This window comes from Aidingimonas lacisalsi, assembly GCF_008079445.1.
In the GTDB taxonomy this organism is placed as follows: Bacteria; Pseudomonadota; Gammaproteobacteria; order Pseudomonadales; family Halomonadaceae; genus Aidingimonas; species Aidingimonas lacisalsi.
In genome coordinates this window covers 363,658-388,117 of the sequence record NZ_VRYH01000003.1, presented here as the reverse complement: position 1 = coordinate 388,117, position 24,460 = coordinate 363,658, and the positions used below count along the sequence as shown (strand labels likewise).

Below are 24,460 nucleotides of genomic sequence, written 5' to 3'. Positions count from 1 at the left end.
CTACGCGGTCGTGAGGCAATATAAAGCAGGTTCAGTTTCATCCGCGCAGTATAGCGCCGAGCGGGACATGACCCAACCGTCGCTATCATATTTGTTACTGGCGATGCAAAAGCGGAGCCGGTACTCACAATGGGCTTGCATTGTATCGTGGAATCGGTATCATACGCGCCACTTGCCCAGGTGGCGGAATTGGTAGACGCGCTAGCTTCAGGTGCTAGTGTCCTTATGGACGTGGAGGTTCAAGTCCTCTCCTGGGCACCAATCAACGGTAATCGCCAGATACTCTTCGATCGAGTCGTGTTCGCCCAGGTGGCGGAATTGGTAGACGCGCTAGCTTCAGGTGCTAGTGTCCTTACGGACGTGGAGGTTCAAGTCCTCTCCTGGGCACCAAAGCCCAGCCGGCGACACGACGCCTTCCTTGGCATGATTCACGACGGTTCACCGTCCGTCCTTGTCGACTCTCTTCATTCGTAGCGTCCCGGCAAGCTGGCCAACGGTTCGAGATTCCAGCCTTCAGTGCGTATTCTGGATTCCAACTGTCGTTGCCTCCCCGCTTCCAGCTCAGGCATGAAATCCAGACCGGTGCGAGCCTCGATCTCATCGATGCTCACCAGAAAACGATCCAACGGCTCGTCGCCCTGGACATCCTGAGGCATGAGAAACGCCAAGGCACGAGGCGCATCGCCAGGCACCACGAGAATCTTGTAGAACGCTTCGGGTACTTCGACCAATCCCACACGGTGAAACACTCCCTGGGAAAAATCGTCATGAAAGATCGGCCCGGTGATGACTTGCAGACGCCCGAAACGAGGGACGAAATGATCAATGACCACTTCTTCGAGCCGTTGCCATAGCTGCCGATTGAGAGCGGGGCGTTGCGGGGAGATGTTGCTCATCAGGAATGAATCCTGCTGCGCATGGCGGCCGTGGACGGTTGCCATGGCATAATTCGGCGCCAGGTGCCCTCGATCATAGCCACTACCACGATAGCTCGTCGCCGCTACCGGCCACACTGATCGCCAATCCCTACGAAAGTCAGGGCGCTCATCGATACGACCACTATCGACATCGCGCAGCAGATAACTGACCCACAACGGATTGACACGCACATCTGACCAGCCGACCAGAAAACCATCGTTGCGTAACACACGATGCCAACTCAATGGCGTCAGTACGTCCCATTCAGGGACTCCCTGCCAGCTTAGCCGTTCACGATATTCGCTCTCCTGGTAATACCACAGGCCGCCGGCAACTACGGCAAATATCAGACCGATTCCAATTTGACGTCGCAAACGGCGCCATACGTTCCATGTCTTCATCAGCGTCCGCTTTTACCAATACCCGTTCGTTTCGCGACGTTTCAACAGCAGGAGCAAGACACCTGGCTTACCATCCCAAGGAGAACATGGTTTCCAGATCATGCCGTGAATGCACCTGAAGAGCATTGAGTGTTTCAGTGTCCTGGATGCCATCGACCTGATTCAAATGCTCGGTGACCAGCATAGCCAGGCTCTCGAAGTCGCGTGTACGGGCAATCGCCACCAGGTCGTAACGGCCGCAGGTGGAATAGACTTCGCTGATGCCTTCGACATCCGCCAGTCGTTCGGCGACACTCCGGACCTGGCCCTTATCGACATTGATGAGGATGACGGCGTTCTGCATGGGGCGCTCCTTGCGTTCATAGGGTTCGTGGGATCAAGACATTAAGCCCGGATACCTTCCAGCGCAAGCAATTGCCGCTTGAGGGCCTTCCCGCCACTGTATCCGCCAATATCGCTGGCCGCTACCACGCGATGACAAGGAATGACAACCGGTAACGGATTGGCACGGTTGGCCGCCCCGATGGCTCTGGCTGCTCCTTGCCGACCCAAACGGCGCGCCAACTCACCATAGGTGCGTGTCTGGCCATACGGAATGCGAAGCAGTGCCGCCCAGACTTGCCGCTGGAACTCACTGCCATCAGGTGCCAGGTCGAGACTGAAAGAACGACGACGTCCTTCTAGGTAGCCCAGTACTTGGGATTTGGCCTCCGTGAACGTCGTTTCGTCTCGCTGCCAGTCTGCGGGAATCGACGTATTGGCAGCCTCCCCCTCCATGAACATGATTCGACAGAGCGAACCACCTCGACCAGCCAGAAGAACCTCCCCTAACGGAGAGGGAAACAGGGTGTATTGCATGGTGTTTCCTCACAGACTCGCGGCAGGCAACTATACCCGATACCGGGCGCGTGTCGGCAGCGGCCCGACTGATGGACGCACGGGTCGCTTAATCACTGCCGGACTCTTCCGGCAATGGCCACTGATAGCGACGCACGACATCGCCCTCTTCGATCGACTCCAGCTTGACCGTAAACCCCCACAGTTGATGCAGGTGGCGCATCACCGGGTAGACACTCTTGGCCAAGGGGCGGCGCCGATCCTGCACATGACGCAATGTCAGGGAACGATCGCCCCGAATATCCGCAGAGTACACCTGGATATTGGGCTCACGCACCGACAAGGCGTAATGATTGGCGAGTTCCTCACGAATCCGCTGATAGCCACGCTCGTCATGGATGGCACTGATGGTCAACATATCGTCCTGGTCGTCATCGACCACGGTGAACAACTTGAGATCACGGATCACCTTGGGCGACAGGAACTGCTGAATGAAGGACTCATCCTTGAAGTTGCGCATGGCGAAATGCACGGTTTCCAACCAGTCACTGCCGGCGATGTCGGGAAACCATTCCCGGTCTTCGTCGGTGGGTTCCTGACAGATTCGTTTGATGTCGGTGAACATCGCAAACCCCAGTGCATAAGGGTTGATGCCACTGAAATAGGGGCTATCGAATGCCGGTTGATTGACCACTGCCGTATGCGATTGCAGGAACTCGAGCATCAACCCATCATCCACCAATCCTTCATCGAACAACCGATGCATGAGGGTATAATGCCAGAATGTTGCCCAACCTTCGTTCATGACCTGAGTCTGGCGTTGTGGATAGAAATATTGGGCCAACTTGCGCACGATACGCACGATTTCCCGTTGCCAAGGAGCCAGGAGCGGAGCATTCTTCTCGATGAAGTACAGCAGATTCTCCTGCGGTTCCGGCGGATAGCGCCCACTCTGATGCAGCCCCAGCGGATCTTCTTCATCGAACTCGTCAGTGGCAGCGCTTTCGTCCGGCGACCCAGGAATCGTGCGCCACAGCGTATTGACCTGTGCCTGTAGATACGCTTCTCGCTCAGCCTGACGCTGCGCTTCTTCTGCGGCCGAAATCGGCGAAGGCCGCTTATAACGGTCCACACCATAGTTCTGTAGCGCATGGCACGCATCGAGCAACTGCTCAACGGCCGTCACCCCATGCCGCTCTTCACACTCAGCCACATACTTGCGCGCAAACACCAGATAATCGACGATCGACCCGGCATCGGTCCAGGTACGGAACAGGTAGTTGCCCTTGAAGAAGGAATTATGCCCATAGCAGGCGTGGGCCATGACCAACACCTGCATCATCAAGGTATTCTCCTCCATCAGGTAGGCGATGCAGGGATCTGAGTTGATGACCAGTTCATAGGCCAACCCCATTTGACCACGCCGGTAGGCCTGCTCAACAGCCAGGAACTGCTTGCCGAACGACCAATGGTGATAGCCCACCGGCATGCCTATGCTGGCATAGGCATCCATCATCTGCTCGGACGTGATGATCTCGATCTGGTTGGGGTAGGTATCGAGACGATACTCGTCGGCCAATCGCGCAATTTCTCGCTCGAACTCGGTCAGCACCTCGAAGTTCCAGTCGGAACCACTGCTAATCGGGGTCTGTCGCATCGTCGCTACCTCCTCGCCTTTCGGCTAGTCGCCTTCACGCCGTCTGAGCCGGCCAGAGGACATCAAGCCTCGACCCGGCGGCGAAAGAGCTCGCGGAACACTGGGTAGATATCGCCCCCCTCCACGATCTGTCGCATGGCGAAGCGGGAAGGAAACTCCGCGGCCACCGTTTCATACTCTTCCCACAACGCCTGGTGGGCATGCGGTGTGATTTCGACATAGGTGAAGTATTGCAACTTCGGCATTAACGAATCGAGCAGCAAACCACGGCATGTGGTCGAATCGTCATCCCAGTTGTCGCCATCGGACGCCTGAGCCACATAAAGATTCCACTGCCCCGGCGGATAGCGATCGGTGATGATCTCATCGACCAGCGATAACGCACTGGACACGATGGTGCCCCCCGTCTCGCGAGAGTAGAAGAACTCATCCTCGTCGACTTCCTTGGCTGCGGTGTGATGTCGTACGAAGACTAACTCGACCTTCTCGTAGTTTCGTTCCAGAAACAGGTAGAGCAGCAGGAAAAAGCGTTTGGCAATGTCTTTGTGAGCTTGTGTCATGGAACCGGACACATCCATGACGCAGAACATCACCGCTTTATTGGATGGCTGGGGCTGGTCGACGAGATTGTTGTAGCGCAGGTCGTAGGTATCGACGAAAGGAACCGCTTCCAGACGCTTTTCCAGTCGTTCGATCTCGGCCTTGAGCTCAGCGATGCGCGATGGGTTGCGTAACACGGGATCCTTGCGCTCTTCTTCTTCCAGCGCTTGCTGCGTCTCGCGCAAGGCACGTCGAATGGGTGCCCGCATGGCGATCCGGCGGGCGTAAGCCTCGCGCATCGAGCGTACGATGTTGATACGTGCTGGCACCCCTTCACGGGCGATACCGGCACGTACCGGTCGTGTTTCTTCCACATCCGACAGCTGTTTGCGCTGCAGATGCGGCAACTCAAGGCCATCGAAGACGAAATCGAGAAACTCCTCGCGGGTCAGGCTGAAAGCAAACTCATCCATGCCTTCCCCTTGATTGGAAGCACCTCCTTCGCCAGCTCCGTCGCCTGACCCACCACTGCCGCCAGGCCGACGCAGGCGATCCCCTTCGACGAACTCCTTGTTTCCGGGACTGACGATCGTACGCTTTCCCCCAGTGCCATGCTGGAACACCGGTTCCGAGATATCACGACTCGGGATCGAGACCTTTTCACCACGCTCCATGTCAGTGATGGAGCGCCGATTGACCGCTTCTTCCACCGACCGCTTGATATGCGTGCGATAGCGGTCAAGGAAACGTTGGCGATTTACGGCACTCTTGTTCTTGGCATTGGCGCGTCGATCGATGAAGTAGCTCATTGCGGGCCTCCACTGCGGATGAGGCGTGGTCGAAACTCATGCCACGACCACGCCGTCACCTCTGGTCGCGCGTCACGCGTTGCTCAAACGATCAATGCGATTTACGCACGCGTAGGTACCACTCGGACAGCAGCCGCACCTGTTTTTCGGTATACCCACGATCCACCATGCGCGCCACGAAATCCTCGTGCTTTTTCTTGTCCGCCTGGGATGCTTTGGCATTGAAGGAGATCACCGGCAGCAATTCCTCGGTATTGGCGAACATCTTCTGCTCGATGACGCTACGCAGCTTCTCGTAGGACTGCCAGCTGGGGTTCATGCCATTGTTCTGCGCGCGAGCACGCAGCACGAAGTTGACCACTTCGTGGCGGAAGTCCTTGGGATTCGAGATCCCGGCCGGCTTTTCAATTTTCTCCAACTCCTCGTTAAGTGCCTGCCGATCGTACATTTCGCCGGTTTCAGGATCACGATACTCCTGGTCCTGAATCCAGAAGTCGGCATAGGTGACGTACCGATCGAAGATATTCTGGCCATACTCCGAATAGGACTCGAGATAGGCCGTCTGGATCTCTTTGCCAATGAAGTCGACGTAACGAGGTGCCAGGAACTCCTTGATGAATCGCAGATAGCGTTCGAAAGTCTCCTTGGGCAGTTGCTCCTGCTCAAGCCGCTGCTCCAGCACGTAGAGCAGGTGCACGGGGTTGGCGGCAATCTCACTGTTGTCGAAATTGAAGACCTTCGACAGAATCTTGAAGGCGAAGCGTGTCGATAGACCGTCCATGCCCTCATCGACCCCGGCTGCATCCCGGTATTCCTGGATCGACTTGGCTTTAGGGTCGGTATCCTTGAGGTTCTCGCCGTCATACACCCGCATCTTGGAGTAGATACTGGAATTCTCTGGTTCCTTGAGGCGTGACAACACCGAAAACTGCGCCAGCATCCGTAATGTATCCGGAGCGCAGGGAGCTGCCGCGAGCGATGAATGCTCGAGGAGCTTCTTGTAGATATCGATCTCTTCGCTGACCCGCAGGCAATAAGGCACCTTGACGATATAGACACGGTCAAGGAAGGCCTCGTTATTGCGATTGTTGCGGAATGTCTGCCACTCGCTCTCGTTGGAGTGGGCCAGGACGATGCCATCGAACGGTATCGCCCCCATGCCTTCCGTCGGGTTGTAGTTGCCCTCCTGGGTCGCGGTCAGCAGTGGATGCAGCACCTTGATCGGTGCCTTGAACATCTCGATGAATTCCATGATGCCCTGATTGGCTTTGCACAATCCGCCGGAAAAACTGTAGGCATCGGCGTCGTCCTGGGCATAGAGTTCCAGCTGACGGATATCCACCTTACCGACCAGCGACGAGATGTCCTGGTTGTTTTCATCGCCCGGCTCCGTCTTCGAAATCGCCACCTGATTGAGACGTGAGGGATAGAGTCGCACGACTCGGAACTGGGAAATATCCCCTTCATAGTCCTTGAGACGTTTGGCCGCCCAGGGCGACATCACACTCTTCAGATAACGCGGAGGTATACCGTACTCTTTTTCCAGCAACTCACCGTCATCTTCAGGCGAGAACAACCCGAGCGGCGATTCATAGACCGGTGACCCCTTGATGGCGTAGAAGGGCACGCGTTCCATGAGTAGCTTGAGACGCTCAGCCAAGGATGACTTGCCGCCACCCACGGGGCCCAGGAGGTAGAGAATCTGCTTCCTCTCCTCGAGACCTTGGGCAGCATGCCTGAAATAGGCCACGATCTGCTCGATGGCCTCCTCCATGCCATAGAATTCGGCGAACGCGGGATACCGTCGAATCACTTTATTGGAGAAGATTCGTGACAGCCGAGAGTCCTTGGCGGTATCGATCACCTCCGGCTCGCCAATCGCTTCCAGCATACGTTCGGCAGCCGACGCATATACGCTTGGATCGCGCCGGCAAAGCTCAAGATACTCCTGCAAGCTCATCTCTTCCTGCTGGAACTGTTCATAGCGACTCTGCACATGATCGAAGATGCTCATTAAAGCCTCCTTAGCACGAACCCTCGGTCATTGGGATCGTCACTGCCGACGAGGGATGACCTATCTATAAGCGTAGACGGATTTAGCAATTGACCGTCGATGAGAGATTTCAACGCTTGGATGAGACTGCGCCCTACATCCTGAGAACGCAATGAGGACGCTAGGTTCGTTGAAAAATGGTCGATCCACTGTCCGCTGCACCCAGGCATTCGGCTGACGCATTCAGGATACCCCCAAGACCGATTTCACATCGGCCAACAAGGCATCCAGCAGCTCGGTGGTCGTATTCCAGGAGCAAACGAAACGCACACCACCGGCGCCGATAAAGGTATAGAAGGTCCAACCGCGTTCACGCAACCACTCAACGGCAACTGCCGGCAGGCTGACGAATACACTGTTGGCTTGAGGGGGAAACATCATTTCGACCCCTGGTAGTCCCGACAACCCGTCGGCCAGATAACGTGCCATGGCATTGGCGTGTTGGGCATTGTACAACCAGGCACCGCTGTCCAGCAGCCCCAGCCAGGGTGCGGCAATAAACCGCATCTTGGAGGCCAATTGGCCAGCTTGCTTGCATCGCCAGGCAAAATCTTCGGCCAGATCTCGGTTAAAGAAGAGAATGGCCTCGCCCATGGCGAGGCCATTCTTGGTTCCAGAGAAGCACAAGGCATCGACACCCACCTGCCAGGTCAATTCCGCCGGAGATGACTGCAACGCTGCACAGGCATTGGCAAACCGGGCCCCATCCATATGCACACGCAAGTCGTATTTATCGGCCATGGCGCGGATGGCAAGCAACTCCTCGCGATCATACAGCGTGCCCACCTCGGTGGCCTGTGTCAGCGATACGACACGCGGCTTGGGGTAGTGGATGTCGCTACGCTTGACCACCAGTTGCTCGATACCCTCCGGCGTGAGCTTGCCGTGCTCCCCGGAACTGGTCAGCAATTTCGCACCATTGGAAAAGAATTCCGGCCCTCCGCATTCATCCGTCTCGATATGCGCCAGTTCATGACAGATGACACTATGGTAACTACGCCCCATGGCGGCCAACGCCAACGAGTTGGCGGCCGTACCGTTGAATACGAAGAAAACCTCACAATCGTAATCGAAAAGTTCGCGGAAACGTTCAGCCGCCTTGTCGGTCCAGAGATCGTTGCCGTACGCCAGGTCGTCACAGCGGTTGGCCTCCAGAAGGGATTCCAGGGCTTCAGGACAAATACCGGACGTGTTGTCACTGGCAAGAAACCGCGGAGTGCAATCGGATCGCATGGAGAGAGTATCCTTACACGGGTTATTGTCGATAGGCTGCGACCGGGTGCCATCGCAGCCCCTGAATCATGGCACAGTGCATGCGCCATCTTTAGTCTACCATCCGCATGGCACGTCGCACCTGCCTCACCGTGTGGTCACTCAGAGCCGTGCAGCCAAGCGGGTCCCCTGGTCGATCGCACGCTTGGCATCCAACTCCGTCGCCTCCCAGGCACCACCGACCATATGCACATCGACGTGTGCCTCCACGAGTGGTTGATACAACTCCCTGACGGGCTCCTGTCCGATACAGACAACGACGCTATCGACCGGCAACAACCGCGGATCGCCCTCGACATGCAGATGCAGTCCGTCGTCATCGATCCGTTGGTAGTCACAGCCGGACAGGGTTTCGACTCCCCGATGCCGGAGCGATGTCCGATGCACCCATCCGGTGGTGGTACCGAGCTCCTTACCGGGCTTACTGGTCTTGCGCTGCAACAACACCACCCGGCGTGGCGAAACAGGCTGTGATCGTGTCTTGAGCCCTCCCCGATTCTGCACCCCGAGATCCACCCCCCATTCCGCATACCATGCTTCGGGATCGAGCGTCGGCCGGTCGGCGTGACTCAGCAGCTCTGCGACATCGAAACCGATTCCGCCAGCGCCGATAATGGCGACACTTGGCCCGACGCGTTCCGGATACAGAATGGCCGTTGGATAACGTATGACCCGCGGATGGTCGATACCGGGCAGTTCCAGCTCACGAGGCCTGACCCCCGTGGCGAGGACCACGGCATCATAGGCTTTGAGACTCTGGACGTCGGCATCACGATTCAGGTGCACCCTGACATCGTATTTATCGAGCATTACCTGGTAGTAACGCAGCGTCTCACTAAACTCCTCCTTGCCAGGGATACGACGAGCATAGTTGAACTGACCACCCAACTCGCTACTCCGCTCGAACAGCGTCACCCGATGGCCACGCTGTGCCGCTGTCATGGCCGTGGCCATACCGGCAGGCCCGCCACCGACTACGGCAATGTCGCGCACCGTATCGACAACGCGGATCTCAAGCTCGGTTTCATGGCACGCCCGCGGGTTGACCAGACAAGAGGTCAACTTACCCTGAAACGTGTGATCCAGGCAGGCCTGATTACAGGCAATGCAGGTGTTGATCTCTTCCGGCCTGCCTTCCCAGGCCTTGTTGACCCAATCAGGGTCGGCGAGGAAGGGTCTCGCCATGGATACCATGTCAGCATCGCCGTCAGCCAAGACTCGCTCAGCCACCTCCGGCATATTGATACGATTGGTCGTGATCAATGGCACCGTCAGTTCCGCTCGCATACGCTTGGACACTTCAGCGAACGCGGCCCTGGGCACGCTGGTGACGATGGTCGGCACCCGGGCCTCATGCCAGCCAATTCCGGTATTGATGAGGTCGGCCCCCGCCGCTTCGATCGCACGCCCTAGGACGACCACCTCCTGCCAGGTACTTCCCTCCTCGACCAGATCAATCATCGAGAGGCGAAAAATCAGCAGGAATTCGCTGCCCACGGCCTCGCGAATGCGCCGCACGATCTCGACGGGGAACCGAATACGACGCTCCAGATCACCACCCCACTCATCGCGACGGTGGTTGGTGCGCCGACACACGAACTGATTGATCAGATAGCCCTCCGACCCCATCACTTCGACGCCGTCATAACCAGCGTCATGAGCCAAGGCGGCGCAACGCACATAGTCCTCGATGTGAGTCTCGATGTCGTCGGCGGACAGTTCACGCGGTGTGTAAGGATTGATAGGCGCTCGAATGGCCGAGGGTGCTACCAAATCAGGAGAGTAAGCGTAGCGCCCGGCATGCAGAATCTGTAGACACACCCGTCCTCCCGCCTCATGAACCGCCGCTGTGACTGCGCGATGACGAGCAGCCTCCACGGCGTTGGTCAGCTTGGACGCGCCCTGAAAGACCGCACCTTGCTCATTGGGGGCGATACCACCGGTCACGATCAGCCCGACACCGGCACGCACCCGTTCGGCATAAAAGCTCGCCAGTCTCGAGAAACCATTCGGCGCCTCTTCAAGGTTCGTATGCATGGAACCCATCAAGATGCGATTGGGCAATGTCAGATGGCCCACGTCGAGGGGACGGAACAGTCGCGGATACTCAGTCACGGTCGTGGTCTCGCTTGCACTGAAATTCAAACAACTGTATGACAGTTGCGTCGCCATGTGTAGTCCAGTCACCAAGGAGCCCTTTGGCATGCCTATGCACGACCGCCTCGACCCGGTAACACAGAGCCTCTCGCTTGACCCGGGCGCACTACATTTGACGCGTTTCTGCCGCAACGACCCCGCACGTGGTGTGGTGCTGTGTTGGCACGGTGCCATCGAGTCCGGGCGCATTTTCCATAGCCGCTCGGGTAAAGGGCTGGCTCCCTGGCTGGCCGATCAGGGCTATGACGTCTTCGTCGTGGATCAGCGTGGCCGTGGCCAGGCACCCCCTCGTCCCGCCCGCGGCGTTCCCATCGAGCAGAGCGATGTCATCATTGAGGAGATTCCGGCGGCGATCCAGGCCTGTCTGGCGGAAGCGAAGGCGCCCTCTCTGCACCTGGTCGCTCACTCCTGGGGCGGCGTGCTGGCGGCATCGAGCCTGGCGCGTTTTCCGACATTACGACATCAGGTAACGACTCAAGTCTACTTCGGTGCCAAGCGTCGTGTGCACTGTCGTACACTTCAGCGACTGCTCTATGTGGACCTGATATGGAAAGGTATCGCGCCCCTGATACGTCAGGTCTGCGGCTATGTGCCAGCACGCGCCTTGCACTGGGGCAGCGATGACGAATACGCCGGTAGCCATCGCCAAGGGGCGGCCTGGGTCGGCCGTCACCCGTGGATCGATACGCGCGACGCCTTCGACTACGCTGCCGCCCTGGCCGATGGTGGCCTGCCACCCACCCTGCATTTGGCGGGTCTTGCCGATCGAGCCCTCGGTCATCCCGATGATGTTGCACGCTTTGCCGATGAGTGCGGTCCACATCGGCAACAACGAATCATCCTTGGCCAAGCTCAGGGGTTCTCCCGCGCTTATGGGCATCTCGACATGCTGACCCATCCACGGGCGATCGACGAGGTATTCCCCTATTTACCGATGTGGTTCGAGAGTCAAAGTACAGACATGGGCCAGTCGGCATGACGAACGACCCCGAGTCCACTGACTCGGGATCCAGGCATCCGAAAATGGCGGACCGGACGGGACTCGAACCCGCGACCTCCGGCGTGACAGGCCGGCATTCTAACCAGCTGAACTACCGGTCCGCGTGGTGGGTGATACTGGACTCGAACCAGTGACCCCCAGCATGTGAGGCTGGTGCTCTAACCGACTGAGCTAATCACCCATCAGTGGTCAAGCAGGAAGGAAGCGTCATACGTATGTGGCGGACCGGACGGGACTCGAACCCGCGACCTCCGGCGTGACAGGCCGGCATTCTAACCAGCTGAACTACCGGTCCGCATGACGATCTCGGCTACAGGCCTCAACCCGGCATACGAAGACACAATGAGGGATGGCGGACCGGACGGGACTCGAACCCGCGACCTCCGGCGTGACAGGCCGGCATTCTAACCAGCTGAACTACCGGTCCGCATAATCCTCTACGTAATCGAGCGCCATTCAACGAATGGTGGGTGGTACTGGGTTCGAACCAGTGACCCCCAGCTTGTAAGGCTGGTGCTCTCCCAACTGAGCTAACCACCCTCGGTCACGTGGCGCTGCATTCTACAGGCACACCCTCGAAAGTCAACGCTTTTTGCTTAACTTCATGCCATTCGCACTGCCATTAACTGGAAGCCCCTGACACAACGACCCGCCAGTGCTGACAACGCCATTGCGACACTGTCGATTTGACGTCAACCAGCCACCTGCCAAACGACACTTTGCCAAACGCACTCCCTCCCCCATAATGTATCGAGAAACCCCGACGCCGGGAGGCCATCATGCCAGACACCGTACTCGCATCACGTCATGCACGCTTGCATGAGGCACGGTGCCGTACCTGCAGTCTCAGTTCGTTATGCCTCCCGCTGGCACTCGAGTTGTCCGACATGGATCAATTCGATGCCATCATTCGACGCCGGGCTCCATTGAAGAAACACGATGCGTTGATTCATCAGGGCGCTCCGTTTACCAGCGTTTTTGCGGTACGTTCAGGCAGTCTGAAACAGGTGATCAACGAGAAAGGCGATGAACAGGTCGCCAATTTCTACCTGCCCAGTGAGTTGGTAGGACTCGATGCCATCGACGACACGACGTATCCCGGCACCGTTTATGCGCTGGAAACCACGACCGTTTGCGAAATCCCCTTCGATCGTCTGGATGCTCTGTCGGAGAAGCTGCCAGAGTTGCGCGTGCAATTATATCGAAGTATGAGTAAGGAATTGCGCGACGACCGACGCATGTTGCGGCTACTGTCCAGCAAGGCCGCTGACGAGCGTATGGCGAGCTTCTTCACGAGCCTGTCGAATCGTTTCAGACGGCGAGGCTACTCACCTTACAGTTTCCGGCTGTCCATGTCGCGGGGCGATATCGGCAACTACCTTGGCCTTGCCGTCGAAACGGTAAGCCGCATTCTCGGCCGCTTTCAACAACGCGGCGTGGTAGCCACTGCCGGCCGCGAGGTCAATATCCTGGATATGGCAGCACTGGAACGGCTAGCGGAAGGCGGTGGAGACGCCTGAGAAAAGCAGACAACATCGGGGTTCAATGCAGCGCACCAGGAAAAAGACGATGTCGCTGAGCGATTCGAGCAACAACGGCGTCCCTATCTATCCTCTCTATCACGCGTCATTGAACGTCGCTTCCAAGATCCAGGGCATCGATGCGCGTCTCGCGCCATTGCCGCTGCTTGTCCTCAAGGCCGGCGAAATCGAACAGATCACGATCGGCCAATTGCGAAGGCGCGACGTTGGTCACCGCCTTGAACATGGATTCGAGCCGCCCAGGATGCTTGGCTCCCCATTCCGTCAGCATTTCCTTGACCTGTTGACGCTGCAAGTTCGGTTGCGAACCACACAGATTACAGGGAATGATCGGGAATGCCATCTGGCGCGCAAACTCGGCAATATCGGCCTCACGGCAGTATGCTAACGGACGGATGACGATGTTCTTGCCATCATCGGAAAGCAATTTGGGAGGCATGGACTTGAGAGAGCCGCCGAAGAACATGTTGAGAAACAGCGTTTCAAGGATATCGTCACGGTGGTGCCCCAACGCCACCTTGGTCGCTCCTATCTCTTCAGCATAACCGTACAAGGAGCCCCGACGAAGACGGGAACACAAAGCGCACGTCGTCTTCCCTTCCGGCGTTTTTTCCTTGACGATCGAATAGGTGTCCCGCTCGAGAATATGGTAGTCAACGCCAATTCCATCGAGATACTCAGGCAGCACATGCTCCGGGAACCCTGGCTGTTTCTGGTCGAGATTGACCGCTACCAGCGAGAAGGACACAGGAGCGTTACGCTGGAGACTCCGCAGAATTTCCAACATGGTATAGGAATCCTTGCCTCCGGAAAGGCACACCATGATCTTGTCGCCATCCTGAATCATGCCGTAATCAATGACGGCATTACCCACTTGACGACGCAGGCGCTTCTGCAACTTGTTGAATTCGCGCTTTTGCTTGGCAGCGGCGGAAGCCTGGGTCGAGGCCTCCGAGGAGATAGTCTCTGACATGCTCGCAGCGTCACTGTCGAAATGGGGGTATATGCTACCATCACAACCCTGGGTCGTCAGCTATCAGCCGACGCGCAGCACCCGACGCTGCAGACGCAGATACATCAAGGCCGTCGTCACCGCATCCCCGAGTGCCGTATGGCGCCCCATTACAGGAACATCCAGCATGTGAGCCATCGATTCGAACCCTCTATCCGGATCGAGTTCGGGATGTTTACGACGCATCTCCCGAGCATAGCGATGGGAGACATCGATCAGGGCATTAGGAAGATCGAAACCGAAACGTGGCCGTAGCTGTCGATTGATCACCGCAACATCATACTCGACACACCAACCGAGCAACGGCCGATTACCCACGAAGTCCATCAATCTGGCAAGTGCGTCGCCGACGCATTCCCCGCCTTCAAGATCGACGCTGCGTAGGCCGTGAATCCGAATCGAGTCGCCATCGAGGCTTGCCGGACACTGCATACGCAGGTCCAGGGACTCGCTGGTAATGACACGCTCGCCACGAATCGTCACCGCAGCGATCGATACCAGTTCGGCACGTCGAGGATCCAATCCGGTCGTTTCACAATCGATCGCGACCAGTTCGTTACCGGTATACGGATTGAACAGCCACCCGAAGTCACCGCCTGCTTGACGGCGACGGTCTGCAGCGCGCCGTAGCGTCCTCAGCATCGTTCCGACTCCCTATCCTTATCCCATCAGTATTCCAAGTGAAAACGGTGCGACAAGCGCTGCTTGAAATCCTTCACTATGTGCAGGGCTTCCCGCAGCAGATCCCGCTCCAGAGAGGACAATTGCTGCACGACCAAGCGACTGTCTTGCTGTTCAGGTTCCGTATCATGCAATCGCTCGAGTTGTTGTCTGAGTCGTAACTCTGTGAAGAGTGACAACGCCTCTCCCAGATCATCCGCAAAACGCGCATCCAATCGACCGTCTTCAACCAGCGCCTCGAGACGATCCAGGGTAGAGGTTGGATGAATGCTTCGCTCCAGTGCCAGAGTGCGGACACCATGCACGATCGGAAAGATGCCACCTTTCTTGATATCGATACCATGCTGGGGTTTCTTGAGGGTGCCGAACAGTGTCAAGGGCGTGGAAAAGCGCAGCGCGGTGCGGGCAAAGTAGGACAGCAACAGTTCATTGCCGGCGCAGCTCGCGAATAGTGATTCCCGCAACGACTCGAGCAGACGCGCATCGCCAGCGACGGCATGGGCATCGAGAAGGATGGCGAGGTTCATCAAACTATCGCCGTCACGATGCGCCACCCAGCGGTCGATACGTTGCCGCCACTCGGTCTGCGTGCCGACCCAGGCCGGATTGGACACCATGATGTTGCCTGGACAAGGGGGATACCCCATACGAATGAGTACGTCAGTAAAGGCGTCCATACGTTGGCGGCAGTCCGGCCATTCAAGATCGTCGGGCAGAATCAGACCATTATCCTGATCGGTCTTGAGAATCTGCTCGCCCCGCCCTTCACTCCCCATCACCATCAGGCACGTGCGATCACAATATGGTTCGTCGACGAGAAAACGCCATGCCTTGGCCATGATTCGCCCGTTGAGCGCTCCCAGGAGCCCCATGGCAAAACGCAGTTTGACGCCTTGCGCCATCAACGCCTGCACCAGCTCCGGTGTACGCGAACTGGCACGTACGAGTTCATCGAGGCTGGTTGCCTGCTCGACCTGAAGGCTGACGACATAACTACGGCTGGAGAAATAACTCAGTACGTCGGTCAATTCCACGACGCCGACCGGCTTATCAGCCTCAGTGACCACGACACGAGAGACCTGATGTCGAGTCATATCGACCAATGCCTCAAAGAGATACTGGTCAGGCCTGACACTGACAAGCGCGAAATGGGCGATCGTCAAGACCGGAGTCTCCTGAGATACTCCTTCGACCACCAGAGCATTGAGCAAATCGGTTTTGGTTACCATTCCGAAGCGGTGCCCTTCACCAACCAGCAGGCTATCGGCCTGACTATGGTTAAGCTCAGCGACCGCCTGGGCGATACTGGTCTGAGAACTCACCACCAACGGGTTGCGCATGCACTCACTGACACTGGCCAGCATAAAACCGGCCATGGTCACGCCACCCTGGGTACGATGCTCGGTCAACAGTCGCGCTTTCTCGGACAAACGCTGACGAAAGAATTCCGCAAAGGCTGGGTACGTATCGCACAACTGCTCGAATAATGCTTTGGGGAGCAAGTAACAGAGACTTTCCTGTTCCGCCTGAAAGCGATAACGACTTTTCCCGTTCAGAATGCTGATGGCTCCGAACAAGTCACCGGTCGTGTAATGACCTATGCGTGCCTGAGACCGCGACATTGATGTGTCCAGTTCGGCAATCTCCCCCTTGTGAATCACATAGACGAACTCACCGGGTTGCCCAGCATCGAGAACAATCTCATCGTTATCGAAATAAGCCAGGTCAACGCCGCCACGCACCCACTCTCGCCCAGTTTCATCGAGCAAGGTGAATGGCGGTTGCGAGAGATCGATATCGACCATGATGGTGCCCCGTTATGCGCCTACCCCGGCGTTACCCGACGAGCAAACCAGCCTTGGCATCGGTAGGACTCCAGCGATGCGGCATGGCAGCATGCATGAATGCCAACTCTCGTTTCAGAATAGCAAAGCTACCATTACCAGTAATATATAGACGATCGTTCTATGCACGACTCCCGCCATCACCTTTCATCAGCTTAACGGGATAGACAATAGTCCTATACCCGTTATCAATCCGTATTCAAAAATAACCAAAACAACACATAACTATATGTTTTATATCGATTAATAAAAACAAACTTAACATTCAATAATAGCGTGATACCAAAGTATGGGATTTATTTTTACCCACCTATTGACCACTCTTAATCATGTTTCATGCAGGGTAAACCATGAAGGAATCGCACCTAGACGATAGTCTATATCGATATTTTGGTGCACTACCTTCGTATCAATGACTGTATGTCGAAACGTATTCTATACATGCTATTGCTTTTCTCGACTACCACTTAACTCTCACAACGATCTAAAAACTCAAAACACGAATGGAGAGCGATACAATGGCTGATGACAAAACCAATGCCGACGCTTACTGGAAGGCGAACATTCGCCTGATCACCGGATGCCTGATCGTCTGGGCTCTCGTGTCCTATGGCTTCGCCATCTTACTGAGGCCACTATTGTCAGGCATTCCTGTCGGAGGGACGGACCTGGGCTTCTGGTTCGCTCAGCAGGGGTCGATTCTGACCTTCATCGGTATCATTTTCTTCTATGCGTGGAAGATGAACCGGCTGGACAAAAAATTCGGCCTCGGGGAGTAAACCAGCATGAGTCAGTTTGCAATCAACCTATTGTTCGTAGGTGCGTCCTTCGCCCTCTACATTGGTATTGCGATCTGGTCACGCGCCGGATCGACCAAGGACTTCTATGTAGCGGGTGGTGGTGTACATCCCGTCACCAACGGTATGGCAACCGCTGCTGACTGGATGTCCGCTGCTTCATTCATTTCCATGGCCGGTTTGCTGGCCTCCGGAGGTTATGCCAACTCGACTTTCTTGATGGGATGGACCGGTGGCTATGTCATTCTGGCGATGTTATTGGCACCCTATCTACGCAAGTTCGGCAAGTTCACCGTCCCCGATTTCATCGGTGACCGGTTCTACAGTAGTACCGCCAGACTGGTCGCAGTCATCTGCCTGGTGGTCGCTTCGGTGACCTACGTCATCGGGCAGATGACCGGAGCCGGCGTTGCCTTCTCCCGGTTCCTCGAGGTAAGCAATACACTGGGTATCTGGATCGCAGCGCTGATCGTGTTCCTCTATGCCGTCTTCGGGGGCATGAAAGGCATCACTTACACTCAGGTAGCTCAGTACGTCGTACTGATCATTGCCTACACCATTCCCGCAGTATTTATTTCTCTGCAACTGACCAATAACCCGATTCCCATGTTCGGGATGTTCAGCACACATGCAGAATCCGGTGTACCACTGCTGCAGAAGCTCGATGATGTCGTCAATGCCCTCGGCTTCCGGGATTATACGGCCGACGTCGACAACAAGCTGAACATGACACTGTTCACGCTGTCGTTGATGGTCGGGACCGCCGGGCTGCCTCATGTCATCATTCGTTTCTTCACGGTGCCAAGAGTGGCGGATGCACGCTGGTCGGCCGGCTGGGCACTCGTTTTCATCGCCCTGCTCTATGTCACGGCACCGGCTGTCGGCTCCATGGCACGGCTGAACCTGATGACCACCGTCTATCCGGATATGGCAGGGCAGGTGGAAAATTACGACGAGGCAGCCACCAATCCGATCCGCTACGAAGAACGACCAGACTGGATTCGAACCTGGGAAGAAACCGGCTTGATCGAGTTCGAGGACATGAACGACGATGGCCGTATCCAGTTCTACAACGACGGCAATGAAGACTTTGCCGACACGGAAGAAGAACGGGGCTGGGAAGGCAGCGAACTGAACGTCAACAACGACATTCTCGTTCTGGCCAACCCGGAGATCGCCAACCTGCCAGGCTGGGTCATCGGCTTGATCGCCGCTGGCGGCATCGCCGCTGCACTCTCCACGGCAGCCGGGCTGCTGCTGGCGATATCATCGGCAATCAGTCACGACCTGATCCGTAACATGATCAACCCCAACATCTCCGAAAAGGGAGAAATGCTCGCGGCACGGATATCCATGGCCGGGTCCATTCTGGTCGCCACTTACCTGGGACTGAATCCCCCCGGTTTTGCGGCCCAAACGGTCGCGTTGGCCTTCGGTATCGCCGGTGCCTCACTGTTCCCTGCCCTGATGATGGGGATCTTCTCCAAACGCGTGAACAACAAGGGCGCGGTCGCCGGTATGTTGGCAGGCCTGCTTGCGACACTGCTGTACATCTTCACCTATTTGGGCTGGTTCTTCATCCCGGAAACCAACATGCTGCCCAATACGCCGGAGCACTGGATGCTGGGTATCTCCCCGCTCTCCTTCGGTGCCGTCGGTGCAGTGATCAACTTCACCGTGGCCTTCCTGGTCGCCAATGTGACAGAAGAGCCTCCACAGGAGATCCAGGATCTGGTGGAAAGCGTCCGCTCTCCCAAGGGTGCTGGTGCTGCAACCGGTCACTGAGTCATACTCGATTCCTTAACGACTCCCCACCGGGGACATGGAATCACAACACCATCGGGCTTCCTCCGGGAAGCCCGATGACTGTCAGGATGATTGATCTATGATATGGCATCTGATTGCAGCACTCTTTGCCGGACTGGCAACAGCAGGCGTCGCATTGCTGCTGCGCCTCGTCAGCGGCAAACGACTGCCACGCTGGATCATACCGGCATTTGCTGGTCTGGGTATGCTGGGTTACCAGATTCATTATGAGTACTCCTGGTTCAATCACAAGCAATCCCAACTCCCCGACTCGGCTCACGTGGTTTCCAGCGACCAGAACACCGTCTTCTGGCGCCCCTGGACCTATATCTATCCCATGACCACAGCATTCAATGTCGTGGATCGCGAGGGACTGACCCTTTCCAATACCGATGGCCAGCAAGTGGTGGAATTCATTCTCTATCGCTTCGAAAAACAGCCAGCGGACCAGGTCTCCCATCAGGCCTACCTGATGAACTGTTCCGCCCAGGAAATGTTGCCGCTCACCGATGAATTCGAGCAGCGTGATACTGTCGAGCTTCGCCATGTCGATGCGTCCAGCGAGCTGTACGAAGTCGTGTGTTCGCCATCCTGACGATCAAACCGCCACGCCTACTGCCACCGGCTTGCGCATTGCCCTAGAATGGTCGCAGACACAAGGGGGAGTGCATGTTTTCAGGCTGGCTACTCATTGCCGTTTCACTGCTATACATCAGCATCTTGTTTGCCATCGCCTGGCGTGGCGACCGCCATGCACAAACGCATGGCCCCAGCCAACGACGGCCCGTCGTCTACAGCTTGGCACTGGCCATCTATTGTACCTCGTGGACCTTCTATGGGGCCGTGGGGGAAGCGGCCACCTCTGGATGGTCGTTTGCCAGTATCTTCGTCGGCCCGGTATTGACGTTCCTGTTGTTCTGGCCGGTGCTGGCCAAGATGATTCGCGTCGCCAAGCATCAAAACGTAACGTCGATTGCGGATTTCATCGCCTCCCGCTATGGCAAGACACAGTCTTTGGCCGCCTTCGCCAGCCTGGTCGCCCTCATCGGGACGCTCCCCTATATCGCTTTACAGTTGAAAGCCGTTTCCGCCGCTTTCATGGTGCTCACCGATACATCGGATGTGACCCGCACCCCGTTGTTCGGTGACACTGCCTTCTATGTCGCGGCCGTCATGGCACTGTTCGCGATCCTCTTCGGGACACGACACACCGATGCCACCGAACACCATGAAGGGCTGATACAGGCGATCGCCTTCGAGTCGCTGATCAAGCTGGCAGCGTTCCTGCTGCTCGGTGCTTACGTGACCTGGGGGCTATTCGATGGCCTCGGCGACTTGCTGGGCCGAGCCGACAACTACATGCAGTTGCAACAGCAGCTTGCCGAACAAAGCTTCGGTGGCAGCTTCTGGGCCCAGACACTCCTCGCCATGCTGGCCATTCTGTGCCTGCCACGGCAATTCCACGTGGCAGTCGTCGAAAATACCCATCGCGATGACGCCAACAAGGCACGCTGGCTGTTCCCACTCTATCTGCTGGCCTTTGGTTTCTTCGTACTGCCGCTCGCGGCCGCCGGTCTCACGCTGTTTCCCGAAGGCAACGTGGATCCCGATACGTTCGTATTGGCGATTCCCATGGCCACCGACAATGCCCTGCTGACACTATTGACCTTCATCGGCGGATTTTCGGCCGCCACCGGCATGGTCATCGTTGCGGCCGTGGCCATCTCGATCATGATCTCGAACGAGATCGTCATCCCGTTGTTGTTCCGTCTACGTTGGTTCGATACCAAGGCTCGCGACTACGGGCGATTGGTGCTGCGAGCACGCCGGCTCACGATCATCGTCATCCTGGCGATGGCTTACGGCTTCTACCAGTTGATCGCCGAATTCAGTACCCTGGCATCGACCGGCATGCTGTCATTTGCCGCTGCAGCCCAATTCGCCCCGGCATTACTCGGTGGGTTGTACTGGAAACGTGGCAATCGCATCGGCGTCATCGTCGGCATGAATGTCGGATTCGCCATCTGGGCTTACACGCTACTGCTGCCTACTCTGGTCAACGCTGGCGTCTTGCCACAGCCCTGGTTAGTGGGTGGCCCCCTGGGTATCGAATGGCTATCGCCCACCCGGCTCTTCGGACTCAATATCGGTGACAGCTTCACCCATGGCGTCATGCTATCACTGGGACTCAATCTGTTCGGTTACATCTTCGTCTCCCAGATGACACCACAACGGGTCGTCGAGCGAATCCAGGCATCACTGTTCGTGGATAGCGTCGAGACCCGCCAGACTTCAGTCAATCGCCCCTGGACCGGGGCCACGACGGTGGGTGATCTCAAAGTGCTATGCGAACGCTTTCTGAGTGCCAACCAGGTCGAAAGAGCGTTCGAGGATTATGGTCGCCGTACCGGAAACCCCCTGGAGGACACTACGCGTGCCTCGATCGATGTCATCCAGTTTACCGAGCGCTTCCTGGCCTCGGTACTGGGTGCCTCGTCAGCGCGTATCGTCGTCAATTCCGCCCTGCAGGGGCGCGGTATCGGAATCTCCGATGTCATCTCCATCGTCGATGAAGCATCCCAGGTACTCGAGTTCAACCGCGCCTTGCTACAGGCCACCATCGAAAACATCAACCAGGGCATCAGTGTCGTCGACCAGAATCTACGCCTGGTAGTATGGAATCAACGCTACCTGGAACTGTTCCGCTTCCCTGACCATCTGATTCGCGTCGGTGCCCCGATCGACAAGATATTCCGCTACAACGCTCATAATGGCGAATACGGTCCTGGCGACCCGGAAGAGCATGTCGACTTGTTGATCGACAACATTCGCCAAGGCCAGCCTCACCGATATGTCCGCTATCGTCAGGATGGCACGGTTCTCGAAGTTCAGGGCAATCCCATGCCCGGTGGTGGGTTTGTCTACACCTATCAGGACATCACCCAACAAAAACGTACCGAAGAAGCCCTGATTCGTTCGGAGAACAACATCCGAATCTACACTGATAATGTCCCGGCCTTGATCGCTTACTTTGACAAGGAGTGCCGTTACCTCTTTACCAACCGCGCCTATGAGCAGGTTTTCAATGTCGACCGCAATGCCGTCATCGGCGAAAGATTCGATGACGTCATGCCGGTGGCCATCAGCAAGGCACGGGAACCGTGGATGCGCCAGGCTCTGGAGGGGGAGCGAGTCAGCTTCGAAATCTCGCGCAACGATGAGGATGGCACACGTTATCTGCTGGTTACCTATACGCCCCATTTCGGCGACAGTGGCTCAATTCTGGGCTTTTTCGCCCTGTATCAGGACATCACCGAACGGCGACTGGCGGAAATCGCGCTCAAGGAAACCAACGAGAACCTGGAAGAGCGCGTGCGCGAACGAACCCAGGCGCTATCCGAGGCCAATGCGGCCTTACGCCAGGAAAACCGGGTTCGTGCTGAAGCCGAACAGGCACTGCGCCAAGCCAAGCAGGTCGCCGAGGATGCCAACACGTCCAAGACACGCTTCCTCGCTGCCGCCAGCCATGACTTGCTGCAGCCACTCAACGCGGCACGCTTGTTCACCTCGGCGCTCTCGCAGCAAACCGACGTCGACGATCTGAGCCAGACCATCGGCCACATCGATAATTCACTCCAATCCGCCGAAGAACTGCTTAGCACCCTGCTCGATATTTCCAAGCTCGATGCCGGTGCCTTGACGCCGCGTCGCAGCCACTTCGCCCTGACCGATATCTTCCGTCCACTGCGCGCGGAATTCGATGTCATGGCTGAGGAACGAGGTCTGGACCTCGTCGTGATCTCCCCCCATCTCTGGGTCGACAGCGACGCCCAGATGCTTCGACGTATCATCCAGAACTTCCTCTCCAATGCCATCCGCTATACGCCGCATGGACGGGTACTACTCGGGTGTCGCCGTCATGGCGAAAGACTCTCCATCGAGGTCTGGGACAGCGGTCCCGGCATTCCTGAATCCAAGCTTTCCGAAATCTTCCAGGAATTCCGCCGGCTGGACCAGAGCACCCGCCACAAGGAAAGTGAAAAAGGGCTGGGACTGGGACTCTCGATCGCCGATCGCATGAGCCGTGTACTTGAACATCCCATTCATGTGCGTTCCAAGGAGGGCGTGGGCACATGCTTTTCCATCAGTGTGCCCATCGTTGCCGCCGGCGCCAGCACAGCGAACGATGACGAGACACCGACCCGTCGTGCCGGTAACAAGCTTGCCGGAGCCCGCATCATCTGCATCGACAATGAGACGCTGATTCTGGAAGGCATGCGAGCCATGCTGAGCGGGTGGGACTGTGAAGTCTTTACCGCCACCTCCATCGGCGGGGCCAAGTCCATTCTGCGCCACCTCGACAGTGATCCGGACGCCATCCTGGCAGATTATCACCTCGACAATGAAGTCACTGGGTTGATGGCACTCGACGCCCTTGCCGAACGTTTCGACGGGCCGGTACCCGGTATTGTCATCACCGCCGACCGTACCGAAGAAGTTGCCGAAGAAGTCAAGCGCAGCGGCTACCAGATACTACTCAAGCCCGTTCGTCCGGCAGCGTTGCGTGCACTTCTCACACGCACGTTGCAGGCTAATCGTGCTGCCCGCCAGGAGGGATGAGCGGTCGATCGACTCCGCCATCCTTCCGCGCACTGTGTCGATAAACCCGGCCAATCGCCGAACTCACAAAGAGGCTATTAGGCAATGCCTCGACGCTTCGTTAACATGCTTACTATTCGTTAACCAAGGTTAATATGTAGCACGATGTTTTCCGCCATCTCCGATCAAGCCACCCGCAGCAAGGCGGCATCCACTCTCCGTGGCCATCGCCGCCCCTGGGGCTGGACCCCCTTCTTCGGCCCAGCGTTGATCGCCGCTGTCGCCTATGTCGATCCCGGCAACTTTGCCACCAACATTGAAGCTGGGTCGCGCTACGGCTATGCCCTGCTTTGGGTGGTGCTAAGTGCCAATTTAATGGCAATGCTGATACAGACTTCGGAAGGTATCGAGCATCACTGTAGTGCAGAAACGGTGAAAGCGATGCGTCAATTCCTCGGCAGGACCGAGTAGCAGGGCACGGGGCGAGCTCCGGGGGTGCTTATCGGTGCTTGGGATCTTCCCCCCTCGCTGGGTCC

The 24,460-nt window shown here is 56.9% G+C and carries 17 protein-coding genes, 7 tRNA genes and 1 pseudogene; 9 read left to right on the top strand and 16 right to left on the bottom strand.

From position 1 onward, the window contains the following. Nucleotides 1-174 precede the first annotated feature (174 nt). Nucleotides 175-261, top strand: a tRNA-Leu gene (locus tag FVV99_RS08020). A gap of 42 nt (nucleotides 262-303) precedes the next feature. Next, nucleotides 304-390, top strand: a tRNA-Leu gene (locus FVV99_RS08015). A 74-nt stretch (nucleotides 391-464) separates the two neighbouring features. On the opposite strand, the gene FVV99_RS08010 is transcribed toward FVV99_RS08015, so the two are convergent. The 8 genes from FVV99_RS08010 to FVV99_RS07975 form a co-directional block, all read right to left on the bottom strand. After that, complete coding sequence (locus tag FVV99_RS08010) at nucleotides 465-1,319, bottom strand: DNA/RNA non-specific endonuclease (protein WP_148253515.1); 855 nt, start codon at nucleotides 1,317-1,319, stop codon at nucleotides 465-467. A 67-nt stretch (nucleotides 1,320-1,386) separates the two neighbouring features. Next, nucleotides 1,387-1,662 (bottom strand): Lrp/AsnC family transcriptional regulator, encoded by a 276-nt coding sequence (locus FVV99_RS08005; protein ID WP_148253514.1) that lies wholly within the window; start codon nucleotides 1,660-1,662, stop codon nucleotides 1,387-1,389. A 41-nt stretch (nucleotides 1,663-1,703) separates the two neighbouring features. After that, nucleotides 1,704-2,177 carry a methylated-DNA--[protein]-cysteine S-methyltransferase gene (locus FVV99_RS08000; RefSeq protein WP_148253513.1) on the bottom strand — a complete coding sequence of 158 codons (474 nt, stop codon included), beginning with the start codon at nucleotides 2,175-2,177 and terminating at the stop codon, nucleotides 1,704-1,706. Nucleotides 2,178-2,265: 88 nt separating this feature from the next. Beyond that, nucleotides 2,266-3,813: a SpoVR family protein gene (locus FVV99_RS07995; protein ID WP_148253512.1), complete on the bottom strand. Its 1,548-nt coding sequence runs from the start codon at nucleotides 3,811-3,813 to the stop codon at nucleotides 2,266-2,268. 62 nt (nucleotides 3,814-3,875) lie between these two features. After that, entirely contained in the window at nucleotides 3,876-5,162 is a 1,287-nt protein-coding gene (locus FVV99_RS07990; protein WP_148253511.1) for a YeaH/YhbH family protein, read from the bottom strand. A 91-nt stretch (nucleotides 5,163-5,253) separates the two neighbouring features. Beyond that, complete coding sequence (locus FVV99_RS07985; RefSeq protein ID WP_148253510.1) at nucleotides 5,254-7,176, bottom strand: PrkA family serine protein kinase; 1,923 nt, start codon at nucleotides 7,174-7,176, stop codon at nucleotides 5,254-5,256. A gap of 222 nt (nucleotides 7,177-7,398) precedes the next feature. Then, nucleotides 7,399-8,448 carry a threonine aldolase family protein gene (locus FVV99_RS07980; protein WP_148253509.1) on the bottom strand — a complete coding sequence of 350 codons (1,050 nt, stop codon included), beginning with the start codon at nucleotides 8,446-8,448 and terminating at the stop codon, nucleotides 7,399-7,401. Between the two features lie 141 nt (nucleotides 8,449-8,589). Then, complete coding sequence (locus tag FVV99_RS07975) at nucleotides 8,590-10,659, bottom strand: NADPH-dependent 2,4-dienoyl-CoA reductase (RefSeq protein WP_148253508.1); 2,070 nt, start codon at nucleotides 10,657-10,659, stop codon at nucleotides 8,590-8,592. Between the two features lie 31 nt (nucleotides 10,660-10,690). On the opposite strand from FVV99_RS07975, the gene FVV99_RS07970 reads away from it, so the two are divergent. Then, nucleotides 10,691-11,623 carry an alpha/beta fold hydrolase gene (locus FVV99_RS07970; protein ID WP_161598978.1) on the top strand — a complete coding sequence of 311 codons (933 nt, stop codon included), beginning with the start codon at nucleotides 10,691-10,693 and terminating at the stop codon, nucleotides 11,621-11,623. 45 nt (nucleotides 11,624-11,668) lie between these two features. Here the strand turns inward: FVV99_RS07970 and FVV99_RS07965 are convergent. From FVV99_RS07965 to FVV99_RS07945, 5 genes are all read right to left on the bottom strand, one after another. Then, nucleotides 11,669-11,745, bottom strand: a tRNA-Asp gene (locus tag FVV99_RS07965). A 3-nt stretch (nucleotides 11,746-11,748) separates the two neighbouring features. Next, nucleotides 11,749-11,825 (bottom strand) — tRNA-Val (locus FVV99_RS07960). A gap of 37 nt (nucleotides 11,826-11,862) precedes the next feature. Further along, nucleotides 11,863-11,939 (bottom strand) — tRNA-Asp (locus FVV99_RS07955). 55 nt (nucleotides 11,940-11,994) lie between these two features. Beyond that, nucleotides 11,995-12,071, bottom strand: a tRNA-Asp gene (locus FVV99_RS07950). A gap of 37 nt (nucleotides 12,072-12,108) precedes the next feature. Next, nucleotides 12,109-12,184 (bottom strand) — tRNA-Val (locus FVV99_RS07945). A gap of 239 nt (nucleotides 12,185-12,423) precedes the next feature. On the opposite strand from FVV99_RS07945, the gene fnr reads away from it, so the two are divergent. Continuing rightward, nucleotides 12,424-13,164, top strand: a complete 741-nt coding sequence (gene fnr, locus FVV99_RS07940) for a fumarate/nitrate reduction transcriptional regulator Fnr (protein WP_148253506.1) — start codon at nucleotides 12,424-12,426, stop codon at nucleotides 13,162-13,164. Nucleotides 13,165-13,270: 106 nt separating this feature from the next. Here fnr and ttcA read toward each other — a convergent pair whose 3' ends face one another. The 3 genes from ttcA to FVV99_RS07925 all read right to left on the bottom strand — a co-directional run bounded on the left by ttcA (nucleotide 13,271) and on the right by FVV99_RS07925 (nucleotide 16,683). After that, a complete protein-coding gene (ttcA, locus tag FVV99_RS07935) occupies nucleotides 13,271-14,158 on the bottom strand; it encodes a tRNA 2-thiocytidine(32) synthetase TtcA (RefSeq protein ID WP_148253505.1) in 888 nt (295 codons plus the stop codon). A 63-nt stretch (nucleotides 14,159-14,221) separates the two neighbouring features. Then, nucleotides 14,222-14,839 (bottom strand): 3'-5' exonuclease, encoded by a 618-nt coding sequence (locus tag FVV99_RS07930; protein WP_148253504.1) that lies wholly within the window; start codon nucleotides 14,837-14,839, stop codon nucleotides 14,222-14,224. A 26-nt stretch (nucleotides 14,840-14,865) separates the two neighbouring features. Further along, the gene (locus tag FVV99_RS07925) at nucleotides 14,866-16,683 is read right to left on the bottom strand and encodes a putative nucleotidyltransferase substrate binding domain-containing protein (RefSeq protein WP_148253503.1); all 1,818 of its coding nucleotides are present in this window, start codon (nucleotides 16,681-16,683) and stop codon (nucleotides 14,866-14,868) included. A gap of 557 nt (nucleotides 16,684-17,240) precedes the next feature. Here FVV99_RS07925 and FVV99_RS07920 point away from each other — a divergent pair. The 5 genes and pseudogenes from FVV99_RS07920 to FVV99_RS07900 form a co-directional block, all read left to right on the top strand. After that, complete coding sequence (locus FVV99_RS07920) at nucleotides 17,241-17,501, top strand: DUF4212 domain-containing protein (RefSeq protein WP_148253502.1); 261 nt, start codon at nucleotides 17,241-17,243, stop codon at nucleotides 17,499-17,501. 6 nt (nucleotides 17,502-17,507) lie between these two features. Continuing rightward, complete coding sequence (locus tag FVV99_RS07915) at nucleotides 17,508-19,304, top strand: sodium:solute symporter family protein (RefSeq protein ID WP_148253501.1); 1,797 nt, start codon at nucleotides 17,508-17,510, stop codon at nucleotides 19,302-19,304. A 100-nt stretch (nucleotides 19,305-19,404) separates the two neighbouring features. Then, nucleotides 19,405-19,920, top strand: a complete 516-nt coding sequence (locus tag FVV99_RS07910; protein ID WP_148253500.1) for a hypothetical protein — start codon at nucleotides 19,405-19,407, stop codon at nucleotides 19,918-19,920. A 74-nt stretch (nucleotides 19,921-19,994) separates the two neighbouring features. After that, on the top strand, nucleotides 19,995-23,945 hold the full coding sequence (locus FVV99_RS07905) for a hybrid sensor histidine kinase/response regulator (protein ID WP_148253499.1): 3,951 nt from the start codon (nucleotides 19,995-19,997) through the stop codon (nucleotides 23,943-23,945). A 144-nt stretch (nucleotides 23,946-24,089) separates the two neighbouring features. Beyond that, a pseudogene (locus FVV99_RS07900) lies at nucleotides 24,090-24,317 on the top strand (Nramp family divalent metal transporter); the annotation flags it as partial. Between the last annotated feature and the right edge of the window lie 143 nt (nucleotides 24,318-24,460).

Bases quoted from the DNA above. Each gene is read 5' to 3' on its own strand.
- FVV99_RS07925 (WP_148253503.1), bottom strand. From the start codon at position 16,683: ATGGTCGATATCGATCTCTCGCAACCGCCATTCACCTTGCTCGATGAA.
- FVV99_RS07980 (WP_148253509.1), bottom strand. From the start codon at position 8,448: ATGCGATCCGATTGCACTCCGCGGTTTCTTGCCAGTGACAACACGTCC.
- FVV99_RS07975 (WP_148253508.1), bottom strand. From the start codon at position 10,659: ATGGCGACGCAACTGTCATACAGTTGTTTGAATTTCAGTGCAAGCGAG.
- FVV99_RS07920 (WP_148253502.1), top strand. From the start codon at position 17,241: ATGGCTGATGACAAAACCAATGCCGACGCTTACTGGAAGGCGAACATT.
- ttcA (WP_148253505.1), bottom strand. From the start codon at position 14,158: ATGTCAGAGACTATCTCCTCGGAGGCCTCGACCCAGGCTTCCGCCGCT.
- FVV99_RS07930 (WP_148253504.1), bottom strand. From the start codon at position 14,839: ATGCTGAGGACGCTACGGCGCGCTGCAGACCGTCGCCGTCAAGCAGGC.
- FVV99_RS07995 (WP_148253512.1), bottom strand. From the start codon at position 3,813: ATGCGACAGACCCCGATTAGCAGTGGTTCCGACTGGAACTTCGAGGTG.
- FVV99_RS07910 (WP_148253500.1), top strand. From the start codon at position 19,405: ATGATATGGCATCTGATTGCAGCACTCTTTGCCGGACTGGCAACAGCA.
- FVV99_RS07915 (WP_148253501.1), top strand. From the start codon at position 17,508: ATGAGTCAGTTTGCAATCAACCTATTGTTCGTAGGTGCGTCCTTCGCC.
- fnr (WP_148253506.1), top strand. From the start codon at position 12,424: ATGCCAGACACCGTACTCGCATCACGTCATGCACGCTTGCATGAGGCA.
- FVV99_RS08005 (WP_148253514.1), bottom strand. From the start codon at position 1,662: ATGCAGAACGCCGTCATCCTCATCAATGTCGATAAGGGCCAGGTCCGG.
- FVV99_RS07990 (WP_148253511.1), bottom strand. From the start codon at position 5,162: ATGAGCTACTTCATCGATCGACGCGCCAATGCCAAGAACAAGAGTGCC.
- FVV99_RS07970 (WP_161598978.1), top strand. From the start codon at position 10,691: ATGCCTATGCACGACCGCCTCGACCCGGTAACACAGAGCCTCTCGCTT.
- FVV99_RS07985 (WP_148253510.1), bottom strand. From the start codon at position 7,176: ATGAGCATCTTCGATCATGTGCAGAGTCGCTATGAACAGTTCCAGCAG.
- FVV99_RS07905 (WP_148253499.1), top strand. From the start codon at position 19,995: ATGTTTTCAGGCTGGCTACTCATTGCCGTTTCACTGCTATACATCAGC.
- FVV99_RS08010 (WP_148253515.1), bottom strand. From the start codon at position 1,319: ATGAAGACATGGAACGTATGGCGCCGTTTGCGACGTCAAATTGGAATC.
- FVV99_RS08000 (WP_148253513.1), bottom strand. From the start codon at position 2,177: ATGCAATACACCCTGTTTCCCTCTCCGTTAGGGGAGGTTCTTCTGGCT.